The sequence below is a fragment of the Hydrogenophaga electricum genome, from assembly GCF_030160815.1.
In the GTDB taxonomy this organism is placed as follows: domain Bacteria; phylum Pseudomonadota; class Gammaproteobacteria; order Burkholderiales; family Burkholderiaceae_C; genus Hydrogenophaga; species Hydrogenophaga electricum.
The window spans coordinates 1-16972 of the sequence record NZ_BSPB01000035.1 but is presented as its reverse complement, the minus strand read 5'-3'; the positions used below and the strand labels follow the sequence as shown (position 1 = coordinate 16972).

Sequence of the window (16972 nt, the reverse complement as noted above, 5' to 3'; positions counted from 1 at the left end):
AGGCGCGCGGACCGGGCGGAGCGGCTAGCGCCGCTAGGACTTTTCGCGCAGGAAGAGGCGCGAAACCGCTTGCGCCGTGTGGGCGCGGGATTCGGCGTCGCCCGTGTGCAGCTCGGCCAGGGTGCCGTGCAGCATCTTTTGCGTCAGGCCTTTGGCCAGGGCTTCGAGCACCGCGTCCACCGGCTCGCCCTTGGCCAGCAGCCGGCGCGCGCGCGCCATTTCGGCCTGGCGCCAGGCGTCGGCCTGGGCGTTGAGTTGCTGGATCAGCGGCACGACACCGTTGGCCGGATCCCGCTGCTGCATCCAGTGCATGAAACTCAGCACCCCGGCGTCGATGATGGCCTCGGCCTGCGCCACGGCGGCCTGCCGGTTGTCCTTGCCCGTCTGCACCACGCCGGCCAGGTCGTCCACGGTATAGAGGTACACGTCGGACAGGCCCTTGACCTCGATCTCGATGTCGCGGGGCACAGCCAGATCGACCATGAACATGGGGCGGTGACGGCGCTTTTTGAGCGCCCGCTCGACCGCGCCCAGACCAATGATCGGCAGGGTGCTGGCGGTGCAACTGATCACCGCATCGAATTCGTGCAGCCGTTCGGGAATCTCGGCCAGGCGCATGACTTCGGCGCCAAAGCGGCTGGCCAGCTTTTCACCACGCTCCAGTGTGCGGTTGGCGATGGCCATGGCCTTGGGGGTCTTGGCGGCGAAGTGGGTGGCCGCCAGTTCGATCATCTCGCCGGCCCCGACGAACAGCACGCGGATGTCCTTGAGGTCTTCGAAGATCTGCGACGCCAGCTTGACGGCGGCCGCCGTCATGCTGATCGAGTGCGCGCCGATCTCGGTGGAGGTGCGCACCTGTTTGGCCACCGAGAACGAGCGCTGGAACAGCTGGTGCAGTGTGGTGCCCAGCGCACCGGCTTCGTCGGCGGCGCGCACGGCGTCTTTCATCTGGCCAAGGATCTGCGCCTCGCCGAGCACCATGCTGTCCAGGCCGCTGGCGACGCGGAAGGCATGCCGGGCTGCGTCGTCTTCGCGCAGGATGTAGGCGTGGTCCTGCAACACGTGCGGGCTCACGCCACCGGTCTGGGCCAACCACTGCAACGTGGGTTCCACCGCCGACTGGTCCCCAGCGCCATAGAGTTCGGTGCGGTTGCAGGTCGACAGCAGGGTGGCCTCGGCTTGAAGGGGCAGGCTGGTGCGGTAACCCGTGAGGGCGGGCTGGATCTGGTCGATGGCGAACGCAAAACGGCCCCGCAGATCCAGCGGAGCCGTTTGGTGATTGATGCCGAGTGCCCAGACAGCCATAAAGGGGATTATAAAATTCCAGCGCCCCTGCTGCCGTGGGCGCGCGCCGCCTGTTGATGCGGATGGCCTGCGAACGCGCCTTGTGCGAGGCGCCCCGCTTTTTCTCTGCCGGCTTTTGACCTTTCCGCTGCGGTGAACTTTATCGCCTTGATCCTTCATCTTGCGAACTTCGTGGCGCCTGCCCTGGTGGTGGGTCTGCTGCTCTGGGGAGCGCCACGCCTGAAGCCCGGGGCGCGCCGTGGCCGCTGGGGGGCGCGGCGCGAACTGCTGGCGCAGTGGGGGCTGGGCACGGCGGTGTTGCTGTCCGGCCTGGTGGTTTTTGGGCGCGATGGTGTGATGGTCACGTATGCCGCGCTGGTGCTCTTCCAGGGCAGTCTGGCCTGGTGGGCACGTCGCGCCTGACGCCTGCGGCGCCAGTATCCGCCGCAGGGGTGTGTGATTGGGGCCTGCGGTACCATCGCAGGTTCAGCTTTTGTTGCTGGCCCTCGCCCCATGAACGCCCCGACTCCGCTTCCGCTGCTGGAAACCACGCTCGACGATTCGCCCCGTCTGCGTGAGATTCCGTACAACTACACCTCTTTCTCGGATCGCGAAATTGTGCTGCGTCTGCTGGGCTCCCGGGCCTGGGGGCTGCTGGACGACTTGCGCGGCGAGCGGCGCACCGGGCGATCGGCCCGCATGCTCTACGAGGTGCTTGGCGACATCTGGGTGGTCCAGCGCAACCCCTATCTGCAGGACGACCTGCTCGACAACCCCAAGCGGCGTGCCGCGCTGGTCGAAGCGCTGCACCACCGGCTCGGTGAGGTGCAGCGCCGCCGCACACCCCAGGACGATCCGGCGCGTGACGCGCTGGTGGGTGAGTTGCTCACGCTGGCCCACGCGGCCGTGGACACCTTTGCCCACTCGTTCGAAGAGATGGCCACGCTGCGCCAGCGCACGAACCGCGTGCTGCGCAAGCTGACCGCCAAGGACAACATCAAATTCGACGGTCTCTCGCGCGTGTCGCACGTGACCGACGCGACCGACTGGCGCGTGGAATACCCGTTCGTGGTGCTCACGCCCGACACCGAGGCCGAGATGGCGCACCTGGTGAAGGGCTGCGTCGAACTGGGTCTGACCATCATCCCGCGCGGGGGCGGCACCGGCTACACCGGCGGCGCGATCCCGCTGACCTGGAAGAGTGTGGTCATCAACACCGAGAAGCTCGAAGCCATGACCGAGGTCGAGCACGTGGCCATTCCCGGCCACGCGCAACCGGTGGCCACGGTGTGGACCGAAGCCGGCGTGGTCACGCAGCGCGTGGCCGATGCGGCCGAACGGGCGGGCTTTGTGTTCGCGGTCGATCCCACGTCGGCCGAAGCCTCGTGCGTGGGCGGCAACATCGCCATGAACGCTGGTGGCAAGAAGGCCGTGCTTTGGGGCACGGCGCTGGACAACCTGGTGAGCTGGCGCATGGTCACGCCGCAGGCCGAATGGTTGGAAGTCACACGCCTGGACCACAACCTGGGCAAGATCCACGATGCCGAGGTGGCGACCTTCGAACTCCGGTACTTTGCCGCCGACGGCAAAACGCCGCTGCGCACCGAAACGCTGGCGATTCCCGGCTCGACCTTCCGCAAGGAAGGCCTGGGCAAGGACGTGACCGACAAGTTCCTCAGCGGCCTGCCGGGTATCCAGAAAGAAGGCTGTGACGGCCTGATCACCAGCGGACGCTGGGTGGTGCATCGCATGCCCGATCACACCCGCACCGTGTGTCTGGAGTTTTTCGGCAATCCCAAGGACGGTGTGCCCTCGATCGTTGAGATCAAGGACTTCATGTTCGCCGAGCAAAAGCGCAGCGGGACGCTGCTGGCCGGCCTGGAACACCTGGACGACCGCTACCTCAAGGCCGTGGGCTACGCGACCAAGAGCAAACGGGGCACGCTGCCCAAGATGGTGCTGATCGGCGACATCGTCGGCGACGATGCCGATGCCGTGGCGCGCGCCACCAGCGAAGTGATCCGCATGGCCAACGGCCGCAGCGGCGAGGGCTTCGTGGCCATCAGCGCCGAGGCGCGCAAGAAATTCTGGCTCGACCGCAAGCGCACGGCCGCCATCAGCAAGCACACCAACGCCTTCAAGATCAACGAAGACGTGGTGATCCCGCTGCCGCGCATGGGCGAATACACGCTGGGCATCGAGCGCATCAATATCGAACTGTCGTTGCGCAACAAGCTCAAGCTGTGCGATGCGCTGGAAGCCTTTTTTGCCAAAGGCAACCTGCCCCTGGGCAAGACCGACGACGCCAACGACCTGCCCAACGCCGAGTTGCTGGAAGATCGCGTGCAACAGGCCCTGGCCAAGGTGCGCGAGGTACGCGCCCTGTGGGCTGGCTGGCTGCGCGATGTCGACAGCCTGTTCCCGCAACTGCAGGACCATTCGCTGCGCGCGAGCTGGAAGACCCAGATCCGTGTGCCGCTGCAGCAGATTTTCACCGGCGCGGCCTTTGCCCCGATCCTGGCCGAATGCAATGCCATTCACAAGCGTGTGCTCAAAGGTCGCGTCTGGGTGGCGCTGCACATGCACGCGGGCGACGGCAATGTGCACACCAACATCCCCGTCAACAGCGACGACTACGAGATGCTGCAGACCGCCCACGAGGCGGTGGCCCGCATCATGGTGCTGGCGCGGGGCCTGGATGGCGTGATCTCGGGCGAGCACGGCATCGGCATCACCAAGCTGGAATTCCTGACCGACGACGAGCTCAACCCCTTTGCCGCCTACAAGGCGAAGGTCGATCCCGAGGGTCGCTTCAACAAGGGCAAACTGCTGCGCGGTGCCGCACACCAAGCGCTGGTGGTGGGCGATGCCAGCGTGCGCCAGGCCGACCTGGCCAATGCCTACACGCCCTCGTTCGGCCTGATGGGGCACGAGTCGCTGATCATGCAGCAGAGCGACATCGGCGCCATCGCCGATTCGGTCAAGGACTGCCTGCGCTGCGGCAAGTGCAAGCCGGTCTGTGCCACGCACGTGCCGCGCGCCAACCTGCTCTACAGCCCGCGCAACAAGATCCTGGCGACTTCGCTGCTGATCGAAGCTTTTCTGTACGAAGAGCAGACGCGCCGTGGCATCAGCATCAAGCACTGGGAAGAGTTCGAGGACGTGGCCGATCACTGCACGGTCTGCCACAAGTGCCTGTCTCCCTGCCCGGTGAAGATCGACTTCGGCGACGTGTCGATGAACATGCGCAACCTGCTGCGCAAGATGGGCCAGAAGAGCTTCCGGCCCGGCAATGCGGCGGCCATGTTCATGCTCAACGCGACCAATCCGCAGACCATCAAGCTGGTGCGCTCGGCCATGGTGGACGTGGGTTTCAAGGCCCAGCGCCTGGCCAACGACGTGCTGCGCCTGGCGGCGAAGAAGCAGACGTCGGCCCCGCCGGCCACGGTGGGCACCGCGCCGGTCAAGGAACAGGTCATCCACTTCATCAACAAGAAGATGCCTGGTGGTCTGCCCAAGAAGACGGCGCGCGCGTTGCTCGATATCGAGGACAAGGACTACGTTCCCATCATCCGCAATCCGCAAGCCACCACGGCCGAGACAGAAGCGGTGTTCTACTTCCCCGGCTGCGGCTCCGAGCGCCTGTTCAGCCAGGTCGGCCTGGCCACCCAGGCCATGCTCTGGCATGCGGGCGTGCAGACCGTGCTGCCGCCGGGATATCTGTGCTGTGGCTATCCGCAGCGCGGCAGCGGCCAGTTCGACAAGGCGGAAAAGATCATCACCGACAACCGGGTGCTGTTCCACCGCGTGGCCAACACGCTGAACTACCTGGACATCAAAACGGTGGTGGTGAGCTGTGGCACCTGCTACGACCAGTTGCAGGGTTACGAGTTCGAGAAGATCTTCCCGGGCTGCCGCATCATCGACATCCACGAGTACCTGCTGGAAAAGGGCATCACGCTGCCGGCGGGGCAGGGCGGTTACCTGTACCACGACCCGTGCCACAGCCCGATGAAGTTGCAGGACCCGATGAAGACCGTCAAGGCCCTGGTGGGCGGTGGCGTTATCAAGAGCGAACGCTGCTGCGGCGAAAGCGGCACGCTGGGCGTGACCCGGCCGGACATCTCCACGCAGATCCGCTTCCGCAAGGAAGAAGAGGTGCGCAAGGGCGAAGCGGCCCTGCGCGCTGCGGGTACTGTGGCACCGCAGGCCAACGTCAAGATGCTGACCTCTTGCCCGAGCTGCCTGCAGGGCCTGAGCCGCTACACCGACGACTTGCAGAACGGCTTGCTGGAGGCCGACTACATCGTGGTTGAAATGGCGCGCCAGATCCTGGGCGAAAGCTGGCTGCCTGAATACGTGGCGCGTGCCAACCAGGGTGGCATCGAGCGCGTCCTGGTCTGACCCGAGGAACGCCATGGCTGGACTCACACCGAACACCCCGACGCCCCAGGACATCACCGTGCATGGCGCCTCCCGCGTGCTGGAGGTGCTGTTCTCCGATGGCCAGACCTTCCGCATCCCTTTCGAGCTGATGCGGGTATGTTCGCCGTCGGCCGAAGTGCAAGGGCATGGCCCGGGTCAGGAAACCCTGCAGACCGGCAAGCGCGACGTGCAGATCGTGGCGCTGGAGCCGGTGGGGCACTATGCGGTGCGGCCGACGTTTTCCGATGGGCACGATTCCGGCCTCTTCACCTGGGAATACCTGTACACGCTGGGTGCGCGGCAGGACGCGCTCTGGCGCGACTACTTGCAGCGTCTGGCCGATGCGGGGCTGGATCGGGATGCCCCCATGCCGACGGCGGGCGGGCACGCCTGCGGCCACCACCACTGAACCCGACCGTCAAGGATTCACGGAGAACCACCCCATGGCCACCACCCACTTCGGTTTCGAAACGGTCGACGAGCGGGAAAAAGCGCAGCGTGTGCGCGGCGTGTTCGATTCGGTCGCGTCCAAGTACGACGTCATGAACGACCTGATGTCGGCCGGCTTGCACCGGGTCTGGAAGCGTTATGCCATCACCGTGGCCCGTCCTCGGGAGGGTGACCAGGTGCTCGACATTGCGGGCGGCACCGGCGACCTGTCGATGGCGTTCGCCCGCCGGGTGGGACCCTCCGGGCGTGTGGTGCACACCGACATCAACGAGGCCATGCTGCGCGAGGGGCGCAACCGCCTGCTGGACAACGGGCTGGTGTTGCCGACGATGGTCTGTGATGCCGAAAAGCTGCCGTTTGCGTCCGAGTCCTTCGACATCGTGTCGGTGGCGTTTGGTTTGCGCAACATGACCCACAAGGACCAGGCCCTCGCCGAGATGCGGCGCGTGCTCAAGCCGGGGGGGCGCTTGCTGGTGCTGGAGTTTTCCCGGGTCGCCAAGCCTTTGGAGAAGGCGTATGACTGGTACTCGTTCAACGTGCTGCCGAAATTGGGCCAACTGGTTGCCGGGGATGCCGAGAGCTACCGCTACCTGGCGGAGTCGATCCGCATGCACCCGGACCAGGAGGGCTTGCGCCAGATCATGAAGAACGTGGGCTTCGGCCATGTGGACGTGCACAACCTCAGCGGCGGCATCGTCGCGTTGCATCTGGGTATCAAGTGTTGACACCGCGGCCCGGGAGGGCGCCGGCGGGACAGGAAAGGACAAGGAAGGGCATGCAAGGGGGTATTCGATGAGCGCCGAATCGTCGTGGCTGTGGTGGCTGGCACTGGTGGGGGTTGTGTTGGTGGCCGTGGTGCTGGGGGCTCGGCGGCGTCTCAAGGCCGCTGCGCCGATAGCGCAGCCGTCGGGACCCATTCCGGCCGATCAGGTGACGCCGGTGGCACCCCGGGGCTACAGCCCGAAAAACGTCGGCAACGACGCGTCGGCGCGCCCGTGGGAGAGCGCCGCGTATGCCCCGGTCGATGCGGCGGCGCCCGTGGTGGCTCCCGCGCTGGAACGCCGCTCGCCCGACGGTTTCGATGAAGCCGATTTCCTGTCCACGTCCAAAGCCAACTTCCTGCACCTGCAATCGGCCTGGGACCAGGCCGATCTGGCCAGCCTGCGCGCCATGATGACCGATGGCATGCTGGAGCAGATTCGCCAGCGCATGGAGACGGCCATTGCGGCCCGCCAGCCTGCGGAGGCCGATGACCGGTCGACCGCGCCGTCCGCACGCACCGAGGTGGTGATGCTCGAAGCGCGCCTGCTGGGCATCGAGGAGATGGCGGACGCGTGGCTCGCCAGCGTCGAGTTCTCGGGCCTGATGCGCGAAGACCTCTCAGCCGGCCCAAGCCCGTTCCGGGAAATATGGGACATCACCCGGCCGCGTCACACCGAAGGCGGGTGGCTGGTGGCCGGGGTGCAGGCGCTGCGCTGAAGCGCCCGGCTTATCCGTCAGAATCGAGGGCATGAACGACGCCCATTCCCCTTCGCCGGCTGCGGCCGGCGCTTCGCCTTTGTCTGCGCTGCAATCCCTGTTGGGAGCGCTGAAGCCCCCCGAATGGGTGGTGGATGAGGTGCAGAACCGTGTGGTGCTTTTCCTCAATCATGTGCTGGGGCAGGAGCCGCAGGCGCAGGATCGCCTGCGGCGCCACAAAGGCAAGCCGGTGCGGCTGCAGTGGGGTGCGGTGCACCTGACGCTGGCCGCTACCGCCGCCGGGCTGGTCGAGCGCCTCCCGGCCGCAACGGCTGCCGAACTGACCGTGACCCTCACCCAGACCTCGCCGCTGGGCTTGGCGCGCGAGCTGGCGCAGTCGCTGGCCAGCGGCCACAAGCCCGGTGTCGATATCCAGGGCGACGTGCAACTGGCGGCGGAAGTGGCCTGGCTGGTGGACAACGTGCGCTGGGACGTGGAGGAAGACCTTTCGCAATTCGTCGGCGACGCGGCGGCACACACGCTGGTGGGCATTGCATCGACGGTGGCGCGAGGCCTGAAGGCTTTCGTGGCGCGTGTGCCTGGCCGCAGCGGGGGCGCTTCGCCAGCCGCTCCCAGCGAAACCGGCACCGACGGGCCTGCCGCATGAGGCGGCTGTTTCGTGGCGCTTTCATCCTGTGGGTGGCGCTGCGCCATGGGCTGGACGAGCTGCTGCTGTCGAGCTTCCCGCATCCACTGGTTCGGGGGCTGACCCGCCTGGTGACGATCGGGCGCAAGCTGGATGCGCCGCGCGGTCAGCGCCTGCGCGAAGCGCTGGAGCGCCTGGGTCCGATCTTCGTGAAGTTCGGGCAGGTGCTGTCCACCCGCCGCGACCTGTTGCCGCCCGATATCGCCGACGAGTTGGCGCATCTGCAGGACAACGTGCCGCCGTTTCCGAGTGCGGTGGCGGTGGCGACCATCGAGCGCGCCTTCGGCCAACCGCTGGAGGCCCTGTTTGATCACTTCGAGCACACGCCCGTGGCCAGCGCGTCGATCGCGCAGGTGCACTTCGCCACGCTGAAGGCCGGCCGCCACGCCGGGCGGGAGGTGGCGGTGAAGGTGCTGCGCCCGAACATGCTGCCGGTGATCGAAAAAGACCTCTCGCTCATGCGCATGATGGCCGGCTGGGTGGAGCGCCTCTCGGCAGACGGCCGGCGCCTCAAACCGCGCGAGGTGGTGGCCGAGTTCGACAAGTACCTGCACGACGAGCTCGACCTCATGCGCGAAGCGGCCAATGCGGCCCAGTTGCGCCGCAACATGGCGGGGCTTGATCTGGTGATGATCCCGGAGATGTTCTGGGACTTTTGCCACACCGAGGTGATGGTGATGGAGCGCATGCGCGGCCTGCCCATCAACCGGGTGGACGATCTGCGGGCGCGAGGCGTCGACATCCCGAAGCTGGCGCGCGACGGCGTGACCATCTTTTTCACCCAGGTTTTCCGCGACGGTTTTTTCCATGCCGACATGCACCCGGGCAACATCCGGGTCAGTGTGGATCCGGCCACCTTCGGGCGCTACATCTCGCTCGATTTCGGCATCGTCGGTACGCTCACCGAGTTCGACAAGGAATACCTGGCGCAGAACTTCACGGCGTTTTTCCGGCGCGACTACAAGCGTGTCGCCCAGTTGCACATTGAAAGCGGCTGGGTGCCGCCCGAGACCCGGGTCGACGAACTCGAGTCGGCAATCCGGGCGGTGTGCGAGCCGTACTTCGACCGGCCGCTTCGCGAGATCTCCCTGGGCATGGTGCTGATGCGGCTGTTCCAGACCTCGCGGCGTTTTCATGTGGAGATCCAGCCGCAACTGGTGCTGCTGCAGAAAACCCTGCTCAACATCGAGGGGCTGGGGCGCGAACTGGACCCGGATCTGGATCTCTGGGCGACCGCCAAACCCTTTCTCGAAAAGTGGATGGTCGACCAGATGGGGCCGCGCAAGCTGTGGCAACAGCTCAAGGCCGAAGCGCCGCAGTACGCCAAACTGCTGCCGGCCTTGCCACGGCTGCTGCACGATCGTCTGCGGCAGCCCGGTGACGGCGTGAGCCGCGCGGAACTGCAGGCCCTGTTGGCGGAGCAGAAACGCACCAACCGCCTGTTGCAGGGCATCATCTACGGCGGTATCGGCTTCGTGCTGGGGCTGATCGTCACCCAGGTGCTGCTGCGCATCCGTCTCTGGTGACCGGTGCGGGATAAAAGTCTGGGGGCCCTTGACGGCCTGGGCAAGCGCCCCAAACTATAATGCCCGGTTTTGTTCAACTTCCCTGTCCGGCACCACGGGGCGCCCGCTGTCTGCGCCGGAGAGGTGTTTTCCACCGTTCACGCCATGCCGATCTATGCCTACAAGTGCGAGTCCTGCGGCCATGCCAAGGACGTTCTGCAGAAAATCTCCGACGCACCGCTGACCGATTGCCCCGCTTGCGGGGCGGCGACCTTTCGCAAGCAGCTGACGGCGGCCGGTTTCCAGCTCAAGGGCTCGGGCTGGTACGCCACCGATTTCCGTGGCGGAGCCAGTGCATCCGGCGCGGCCGCCGCCTCGACCGGCACCGCCGCTGAGGGTGCCGCCGCTGCCGCGCCGTCCTCGTCGGAGACCCCGGCCAGCCCCGCGCCGTCCACGCCCTGTGGTGGCTCCTGCGCCTGCCACTGAGACCCACGGCATTTATGGCTGCCTTGCGCAAGTGGCTGTTGTCCGGGCTTCTGGTGCTCGTGCCCCTGATCATCACCCTCTGGGTGCTCGACTGGGTGGTGTCCACTCTGGACCAGACCTTGCGCATCCTGCCGGCCAGCTGGCATCCTGACCAACTGCTTGGTTTTCACCTGCCCGGTCTGGGCGTGATCTTTGCCCTCGGGGTGCTGCTGTCCATCGGTGCCCTGGCATCCAACATCATCGGTTCCAGGCTGGTGAACTGGTGGCATGCACTGCTGCACCGGATTCCGGTGGTTCGCTCGATCTATTCCGGCGTCAAGCAGGTGTCGGACACGCTGTTTTCGGAAAAGGGCAATGCTTTCCGGCAGGCTTTGCTGATCCAGTGGCCGCAGGAGGGCATGTGGACCATTGCTTTCCTGACCGGTGCACCGGGTGGTGAAGTCCAGGCACATCTGCGAACCGGGCATGGCCCCGGTGGCGCCGGCGACGAGTTCATCAGCGTGTACGTGCCGACCACCCCCAACCCCACCGGGGGCTACTTCGTGATGGTGCGCAAAAGCGCCTGTGTGGAGCTGCAGATGTCGGTGGACGAGGCCCTGACCTACATCGTCTCCATGGGTGTCATCGTGCCAGGGGGCAAGAAACCCCCGCAACCTGGCGCCTCTTCGCCTGTTCCCCTTACCTGAGCCGATCCGGCCGCCCCGTGCGGCCCTCTGTTGAAAGAAGCAATTCCATGGCCATGCGCTCCCACTACTGCGGTCTGGTGACCGAAGCCCTGATGGGCCAAACCGTTTCGCTGTGCGGCTGGGTCAACCGCCGTCGCGACCACGGTGGGGTGATCTTCATCGACCTGCGTGACCGCGAAGGTTATGTGCAGGTGGTGTGCGATCCGGACCGCCCCGAGATGTTCAAGGTGGCCGAAGATGTGCGCAACGAGTTCTGCGTGCAGGTCAAGGGCCTGGTGCGTGCCCGCCCTGAAGGCACGACCAACGACGGCCTCAAGAGCGGCAAGATCGAAGTGCTGTGCCACGAGCTGATCGTGCTGAACGCCTCGGTCACGCCGCCGTTCCAGATGGACGACGACAACCTGTCGGAGACTACGCGCCTCACGCACCGTGTGATGGACCTGCGCCGCCCGGCCATGCAGCGCAACATGATGCTGCGCTACAAGACCGCCATTCAGGTGCGCAATTTCCTGGACAAGGAAGGTTTCATCGACATCGAGACGCCCATGCTGGGCAAGAGCACGCCCGAAGGCGCGCGCGATTACTTGGTGCCCAGCCGCGTGCACGACGGCCAGTTCTTTGCGTTGCCCCAGTCGCCCCAGCTCTACAAGCAGATGCTGATGGTGGCTGGCTACGACCGCTACTACCAGATCACCAAGTGCTTCCGCGACGAAGACCTGCGTGCCGACCGGCAGCCCGAGTTCACCCAGATCGACTGTGAGACCTCGTTCCTGAACGAAGAAGAAATCCGTGCGATCTTCCAGCGCATGATCACCGAGGTGTTCAAGACCCAACTGGGGGTGGACCTGGGCGAGTTCCCGATCATGACCTTCCAGGAGGCCGCCTACCGCTTTGGCTCCGACAAGCCGGACCTGCGTGTCAAGCTCGAATTCACCGAGCTGACCGAGGTCATGAAGGATGTGGACTTCAAGGTTTTCTCCGGCCCGGCGACAACGCCCGGTGGCCGCGTGGTCGCGCTGCGTGTGCCCGGTGGCGCCCAGATCTCGCGTGGCGAGATCGACCAGTACACCGAGTTCGTCAAGATCTATGGCGCCAAGGGACTGGCCTGGATCAAGGTCAACGAGGTGGTCAAGGGGCGCGACGGGTTGCAATCGCCCATCGTCAAGAACATCCACGACGCGGCCATCGCCGAGATCCTCCAGCGCACCGGCGCCCAGGACGGTGACCTGCTGTTCTTCGGTGCCGACAAGACCAAGGTCGTCAACGATGCCATCGGCGCACTGCGCCTGAAGATCGGCCACAGTGAACTCGGCAAGAAGAGCGGTCTGTTCGAAAGCCGCTGGGCGCCGCTGTGGGTGGTGGACTTCCCGATGTTCGAGCACGACGAGGAAGAAGACCGCTGGGTGGCCGTGCACCATCCTTTCACCAGCCCCAAGGATGGCCACGAGGACCTGATGGACACCGATCCGGGCAAGTGCATCGCCAAGGCCTACGACATGGTGCTCAACGGCTGGGAGCTGGGCGGCGGTTCGGTGCGGATCCACCGCGCCGATGTGCAGAGCAAGGTCTTCAGCGCGCTCAAGATCGGCGAAGAAGATGCGCGCGCGAAGTTCGGCTACCTGCTGGATGCTCTGCAGTATGGTGCGCCGCCGCACGGTGGCCTGGCCTTTGGCCTGGATCGCCTGATCACCCTGATGACGGGCGCCGAATCGATTCGCGACGTGATCGCTTTCCCCAAGACCCAGCGTGCCCAGGACCTGCTGACCCAGGCACCCAGCACGGTGGACGAGAAGCAGTTGCGCGAGCTGCACATCCGGCTGCGCAACCCGTCGCCGGTCTGAGGGGCGGCCGCTTCTTTTCTTCAGCAGCAAGGCGCCCTTCGGGGCGCTTTCTTTTTTGGGACGGGCTGTGGCGACCAATTCATCACAACGTGCGCACAAGATTCCACAGTCGGTGCTGGTGGTGATCCACACGCCAGCGCTCGAAGTGTTGCTGATTGAGCGTGCCGAGTCGCCAGGTTTCTGGCAATCGGTGACGGGTTCCAAAGACGCTGTCGAAGAGCCTTTTGAAGAGACGGCCATGCGGGAGGTGGCCGAAGAAACCGGGCTGGACGGTCGGGCGCCAGGGCATCGGTTGAGCGACTGGTGTCTGGAAAACGTCTACGACATTTACCCCGAGTGGCTGTACCGGTACGCCCCGGGGGTGACCCGCAATGTCGAACGGGTCTTTGGTTTGTGCATTCCTCGCGCGGTTCCGGTGACCTTGAGCGCGCGCGAGCACCGGGACCAGATCTGGCTGCCCTGGCGTGAGGCGGCCGATCGCTGTTATTCGTTTTCCAATGCGGAAGCGATCCTCCTGCTCCCCAGGTTTTCCTGACTCTGTGTTTGTTTACAGCCTGCGGTGTGGGTGCTGTGAAAAGGTCCGACGCGCCGAGTGTGGTCTTTGTCGTCCATCTGGAGGCACTGCATGTGGAGTATTCGCGGTTCTGCCGTGTTTTTTCCGCTACCAGTTAAGGTTCGGGAAATTTTTTGTTACGCTCCAAGATCGGTCCTGTAGTTCCAAGTAACTATTTTCGGACGCTGTTGGATACCACTTACCCATTCGCATGAACAAGTCATACAAGTCGATCTGGAACGAAACACTGGGGACCTATGTGGCGGCCGCTGAAGTGGCGTCGTCGAGTGGTCGCAAGGTGTCCTCCGGGCGTCGTGCCCGGCGTGCACCAGCCCGGGCGTTGGTGGGGCAGCAACTCGCGCTGGAGCAGCGGATCGTCTTTGACGCCGCGGTAGCGGCCACCGTGGTCGATACCCAGGAGGCTTCGGCACCTGCCGCCGACCCGGTGCCGGTGGCGGAAGAGGTCCATGTGTCGGAGGCGCCGGAGCCAGCCGCCACGCCGGTGGCGGCCACCGACACGGAGGAGAGCTCTGTACCGGCTCCCACCGCGGCCCCCACCTCGACGACGCAGACCGATGCCCCCGACACCGCGAACGCTGGGACGGAAACGGGGGGCGAGGCCGAGGCCGACCCTGATGCCGTGGCGGAGGTTTCCGAGGCCGACGGGGACGACACGACGACGGACACGACCAGTTCGGCGTCGGCGGCTGGCGCGGCTACCGATGGGGACGCGGATGCCGACGCTGGCGACGATGTCGATGCGTTGAGCGAAACCGATCTGGCCGCGGTGGATGCGCCGGCAGAACGGGTGGAAATCATTTTTGTCGATGCGGTGGCCAAAGACATCGTGCCGGAACTGAGCTGGCACCCGGGTGAAATCTACGTTCTGGACGCCGACCGCGACGGTGTCGAACAGATGGCCGAAATCCTCAATGGCCGCACCGGTGTGGATGCCATCCACATCATCAGCCACGGCACGGCGGGCTCGCTGGAGCTGGGCAACACCAAGCTGGATGCCCAGTCGCTCGAGGGCGAGCATGCGGACGAGATGGCGATCATCGCCGCCTCCCTGTCCGAGGGGGCAGACCTCCTGCTCTATGGCTGCGATGTGTCGTCCACCGAAGCGGGGCTTAACTTTGTCAATCTGCTGGCGGAGGCCACTGGGGCCGATGTGGCGGCATCGAACGATGACACCGGTTCCGAGGCGCTGGGCGGCGACTGGGTGCTGGAAACGCGGGTCGGTGGTGAGATCGAAACCACCGTGATCACCGCTGAGCAATGGGCGGGCGTGCTGACGCCTGTGACCACGGGTGCCGGCGCCATTTTGGCGGCTTCGGGCATGAGCATCTACAGCATCGACGTGACCACGGGCAAGGCGACCTTGCTGACGACGGTGCCCAATTCGGTCGGCGGTGTGACGCTGTCGACATCGGATGGCCTGAACTCGCTGGCGGTGGACCAGGCCAATGGGCTGCTGTATTACGTTTCCAACACGGGCAACAACGCCAACCGGGCGCTGTTTGCCTACGATCTCATCAACAACACCCACATTCTGATCGCCAGTGACTTGACCAGCTCCGGCGTGGTGGTGGGGGATCGGGGTGTGGGGAGCGGCGGGGCGGTTTTTGCCAACGGTTCGCTCTACTTGGGGGTCGAAAACAACAATGGTGGTGGCGGTTCGTCCACCGCCGCCGACGATGCCATCTACCGCATCAACTTGGCCAGCGATGGCCGCTCGGTGACCAGTGCGTCGCTGCTGGTGGGCAGCATCGGGAGCAACGATTGGGGGGATCTGGGCTACGACCCTGCCAGCAACACCATCCTCAGTATCCAGACGGGCAGCGTGGTGCGTTACAACGCCACCACCGGTGCGCAGGTGAGCTCGACGACCTTGTCGGGCAACCCCACCCAGGCCAGCACGGGTCAGAACGATACGGTGTATCTGGTCGGAGGTTCGGGCGTGATCCGGACATACGACCCGTCCACCGGAACGATGGGAACCGCTGTCAACATCACGACGGCCAGCGGTTCGATCGGCTCCATCAACGATGCCGCGGGCTGGGTTCCGCCCACGGGCACGATCGGGGATCTCGTCTTTGCAGATGCCAATGGCAATGGCGTGCAAGACGCTGGTGAGGTCGGCATTGCCGGCGTGACGGTGGCGTTGTACGACGACGTCAACAACGACGGGGTGGTGGATGCCAACGACCGGTTGCTGGGGACGGCCACCACCGATGCCACCGGGAAGTATGAGTTCACCGGCGTGCTGCCGGGCAACTACATTGTTCGCGTGACCGATACCGGCAATGTGTTGGGCACCGGTGCGGTCTACACCACGCCTGGGGGAGCAACCAATGCCACGGTGGATATCACCCAGGTCGGTGCGAGCAATCTGAATGCCGACTTTGGGATCAGCAGGGCGCCGGTGAATACCGTGCCTGGTGCGCAGAACACCCCTGAAGATTCGCCGCTGGTTTTCAATGCAGACAATGGCAACGCGTTGTCGGTGGCAGACCCAGACGGAGGCACGCTCACCGCCACGGTGCAGGTGACGAACGGCACCTTCACACTGGGATCGACCAGCGGGGTGACGGTTTCAGGCAACGGGTCCGGCAGTGTGGTCCTCACGGGCTCGGCGTCGGCGATCAACGAGGCCCTGACCAACGCCTACTACACCAACACCCCGGACTACAACGGGTCGGCCCAACTGACCATCACCACCAGCGACGGTCGCGTCGCCTACCAGGACGTTGACACCGTGGCGATCACGGTGTCGCCGGTGGCTGATATCACCAATGACAGTGCCATCACCCAGGTGAACACGCCCGTCACGATCGACGTGTTGGCCACCGACAGTTTTGAAGGAACGCCCCAGATCACGGCCATCAATGGCAGTGCCATCACCGCGGGCGGTGCGGCGGTGGCTGTCAGTGGCGGCTCTGTGGTGCTCGGGCTGGATGGGCGATTGACCTTCACGCCCACCACCAACTCCACCGCTGACTCCTCGTTCACCTACACCGTGACCTCGGGTGGCGTGACCGAGACGGCCCAAGTGACGGTGGTGGTCAATGCACCGCCGGTGCTGGAAGACCCGAACCCGGGTGATCCGGAAAGCCCGGAAGTGGACCCGACGGATCCGACCAACCTGATCGTGCCGGCGGTGGACGGCACGGAGGTGTCGGTGGACCTGGATGACTACTTCAGCGACCCGAACCCGAGTGACGTGCTGACGATCACGCCGGACCTGAGCAGCCTGCCGCCTGGGGTGGTGGCCGAGTACGACCCGAGCACGGGCGTGCTGACGGTGACACCGCCGGTGGACAACAACGGCCCGATCGTGATCCCGGTGACGGTGAGCGACGGCCAGGGTGGCGCGTTCGAAGGCACGATCACGATCGAGCCGGTGAACCCGCCGCCGGTGGCCAATGACGACACGCAGGATGTGGCTGCGGGAGCGCCCACCACGCTGACACTGCTGGCTAACGACACGGACCCGGATGGAGACCCGTTCGAAGTGGTGAGTGCGGAGCTGGCAGACCCGACGCAAGGCACGCTGGTGCGCAACCCGGACGGCAGCT

At 65.2% G+C, this 16972-nt stretch carries 13 protein-coding genes; 12 read left to right on the top strand and 1 reads right to left on the bottom strand.

The features are described from left to right. Positions 1-33: 33 nt before the first annotated feature. The gene (gene hemA, locus QQK43_RS16730; protein WP_234265249.1) at positions 34-1305 is read right to left on the bottom strand and encodes a glutamyl-tRNA reductase; all 1272 of its coding nucleotides are present in this window, start codon (positions 1303-1305) and stop codon (positions 34-36) included. A gap of 147 nt (positions 1306-1452) precedes the next feature. Here hemA and QQK43_RS16725 point away from each other — a divergent pair, with 147 nt between their 5' ends. The 12 genes from QQK43_RS16725 to QQK43_RS16670 all read left to right on the top strand — a co-directional run. Further along, positions 1453-1707, top strand: coding sequence for a hypothetical protein (locus QQK43_RS16725; protein ID WP_234265248.1), 255 nt, complete (start codon positions 1453-1455; stop codon positions 1705-1707). A gap of 90 nt (positions 1708-1797) precedes the next feature. Next, positions 1798-5688, top strand: coding sequence for a DUF3683 domain-containing protein (locus tag QQK43_RS16720; RefSeq protein WP_284308647.1), 3891 nt, complete (start codon positions 1798-1800; stop codon positions 5686-5688). Between the two features lie 13 nt (positions 5689-5701). Next, positions 5702-6118, top strand: coding sequence for a gamma-butyrobetaine hydroxylase family protein (locus QQK43_RS16715; RefSeq protein ID WP_284308646.1), 417 nt, complete (start codon positions 5702-5704; stop codon positions 6116-6118). Between the two features lie 34 nt (positions 6119-6152). Then, positions 6153-6884, top strand: a complete 732-nt coding sequence (gene ubiE / locus QQK43_RS16710; RefSeq protein ID WP_234265245.1) for a bifunctional demethylmenaquinone methyltransferase/2-methoxy-6-polyprenyl-1,4-benzoquinol methylase UbiE — start codon at positions 6153-6155, stop codon at positions 6882-6884. Between the two features lie 67 nt (positions 6885-6951). After that, the gene (locus QQK43_RS16705) at positions 6952-7638 is read left to right on the top strand and encodes a Tim44 domain-containing protein (protein WP_234265244.1); all 687 of its coding nucleotides are present in this window, start codon (positions 6952-6954) and stop codon (positions 7636-7638) included. Between the two features lie 31 nt (positions 7639-7669). Then, positions 7670-8284 (top strand): SCP2 sterol-binding domain-containing protein, encoded by a 615-nt coding sequence (locus tag QQK43_RS16700; RefSeq protein WP_284308645.1) that lies wholly within the window; start codon positions 7670-7672, stop codon positions 8282-8284. Further along, positions 8281-9849 (top strand): ubiquinone biosynthesis regulatory protein kinase UbiB, encoded by a 1569-nt coding sequence (ubiB, locus tag QQK43_RS16695; RefSeq protein WP_284308644.1) that lies wholly within the window; start codon positions 8281-8283, stop codon positions 9847-9849. Before QQK43_RS16700 ends, ubiB begins: the two co-directional genes overlap by 4 nt. A gap of 144 nt (positions 9850-9993) precedes the next feature. After that, a complete protein-coding gene (locus tag QQK43_RS16690) occupies positions 9994-10314 on the top strand; it encodes an FmdB family zinc ribbon protein (protein ID WP_234265390.1) in 321 nt (106 codons plus the stop codon). A 14-nt stretch (positions 10315-10328) separates the two neighbouring features. Then, complete coding sequence (locus tag QQK43_RS16685) at positions 10329-11000, top strand: DUF502 domain-containing protein (RefSeq protein ID WP_234265241.1); 672 nt, start codon at positions 10329-10331, stop codon at positions 10998-11000. Positions 11001-11047: 47 nt separating this feature from the next. Beyond that, positions 11048-12841, top strand: coding sequence for an aspartate--tRNA ligase (gene aspS / locus QQK43_RS16680; RefSeq protein WP_284308643.1), 1794 nt, complete (start codon positions 11048-11050; stop codon positions 12839-12841). A gap of 67 nt (positions 12842-12908) precedes the next feature. Further along, on the top strand, positions 12909-13376 hold the full coding sequence (gene nudB, locus QQK43_RS16675) for a dihydroneopterin triphosphate diphosphatase (RefSeq protein ID WP_234265239.1): 468 nt from the start codon (positions 12909-12911) through the stop codon (positions 13374-13376). A 229-nt stretch (positions 13377-13605) separates the two neighbouring features. Then, a partial coding sequence (locus QQK43_RS16670) for a DUF4347 domain-containing protein (RefSeq protein ID WP_284308642.1) occupies positions 13606-16972 on the top strand: 3367 nt, incomplete at its 3' end.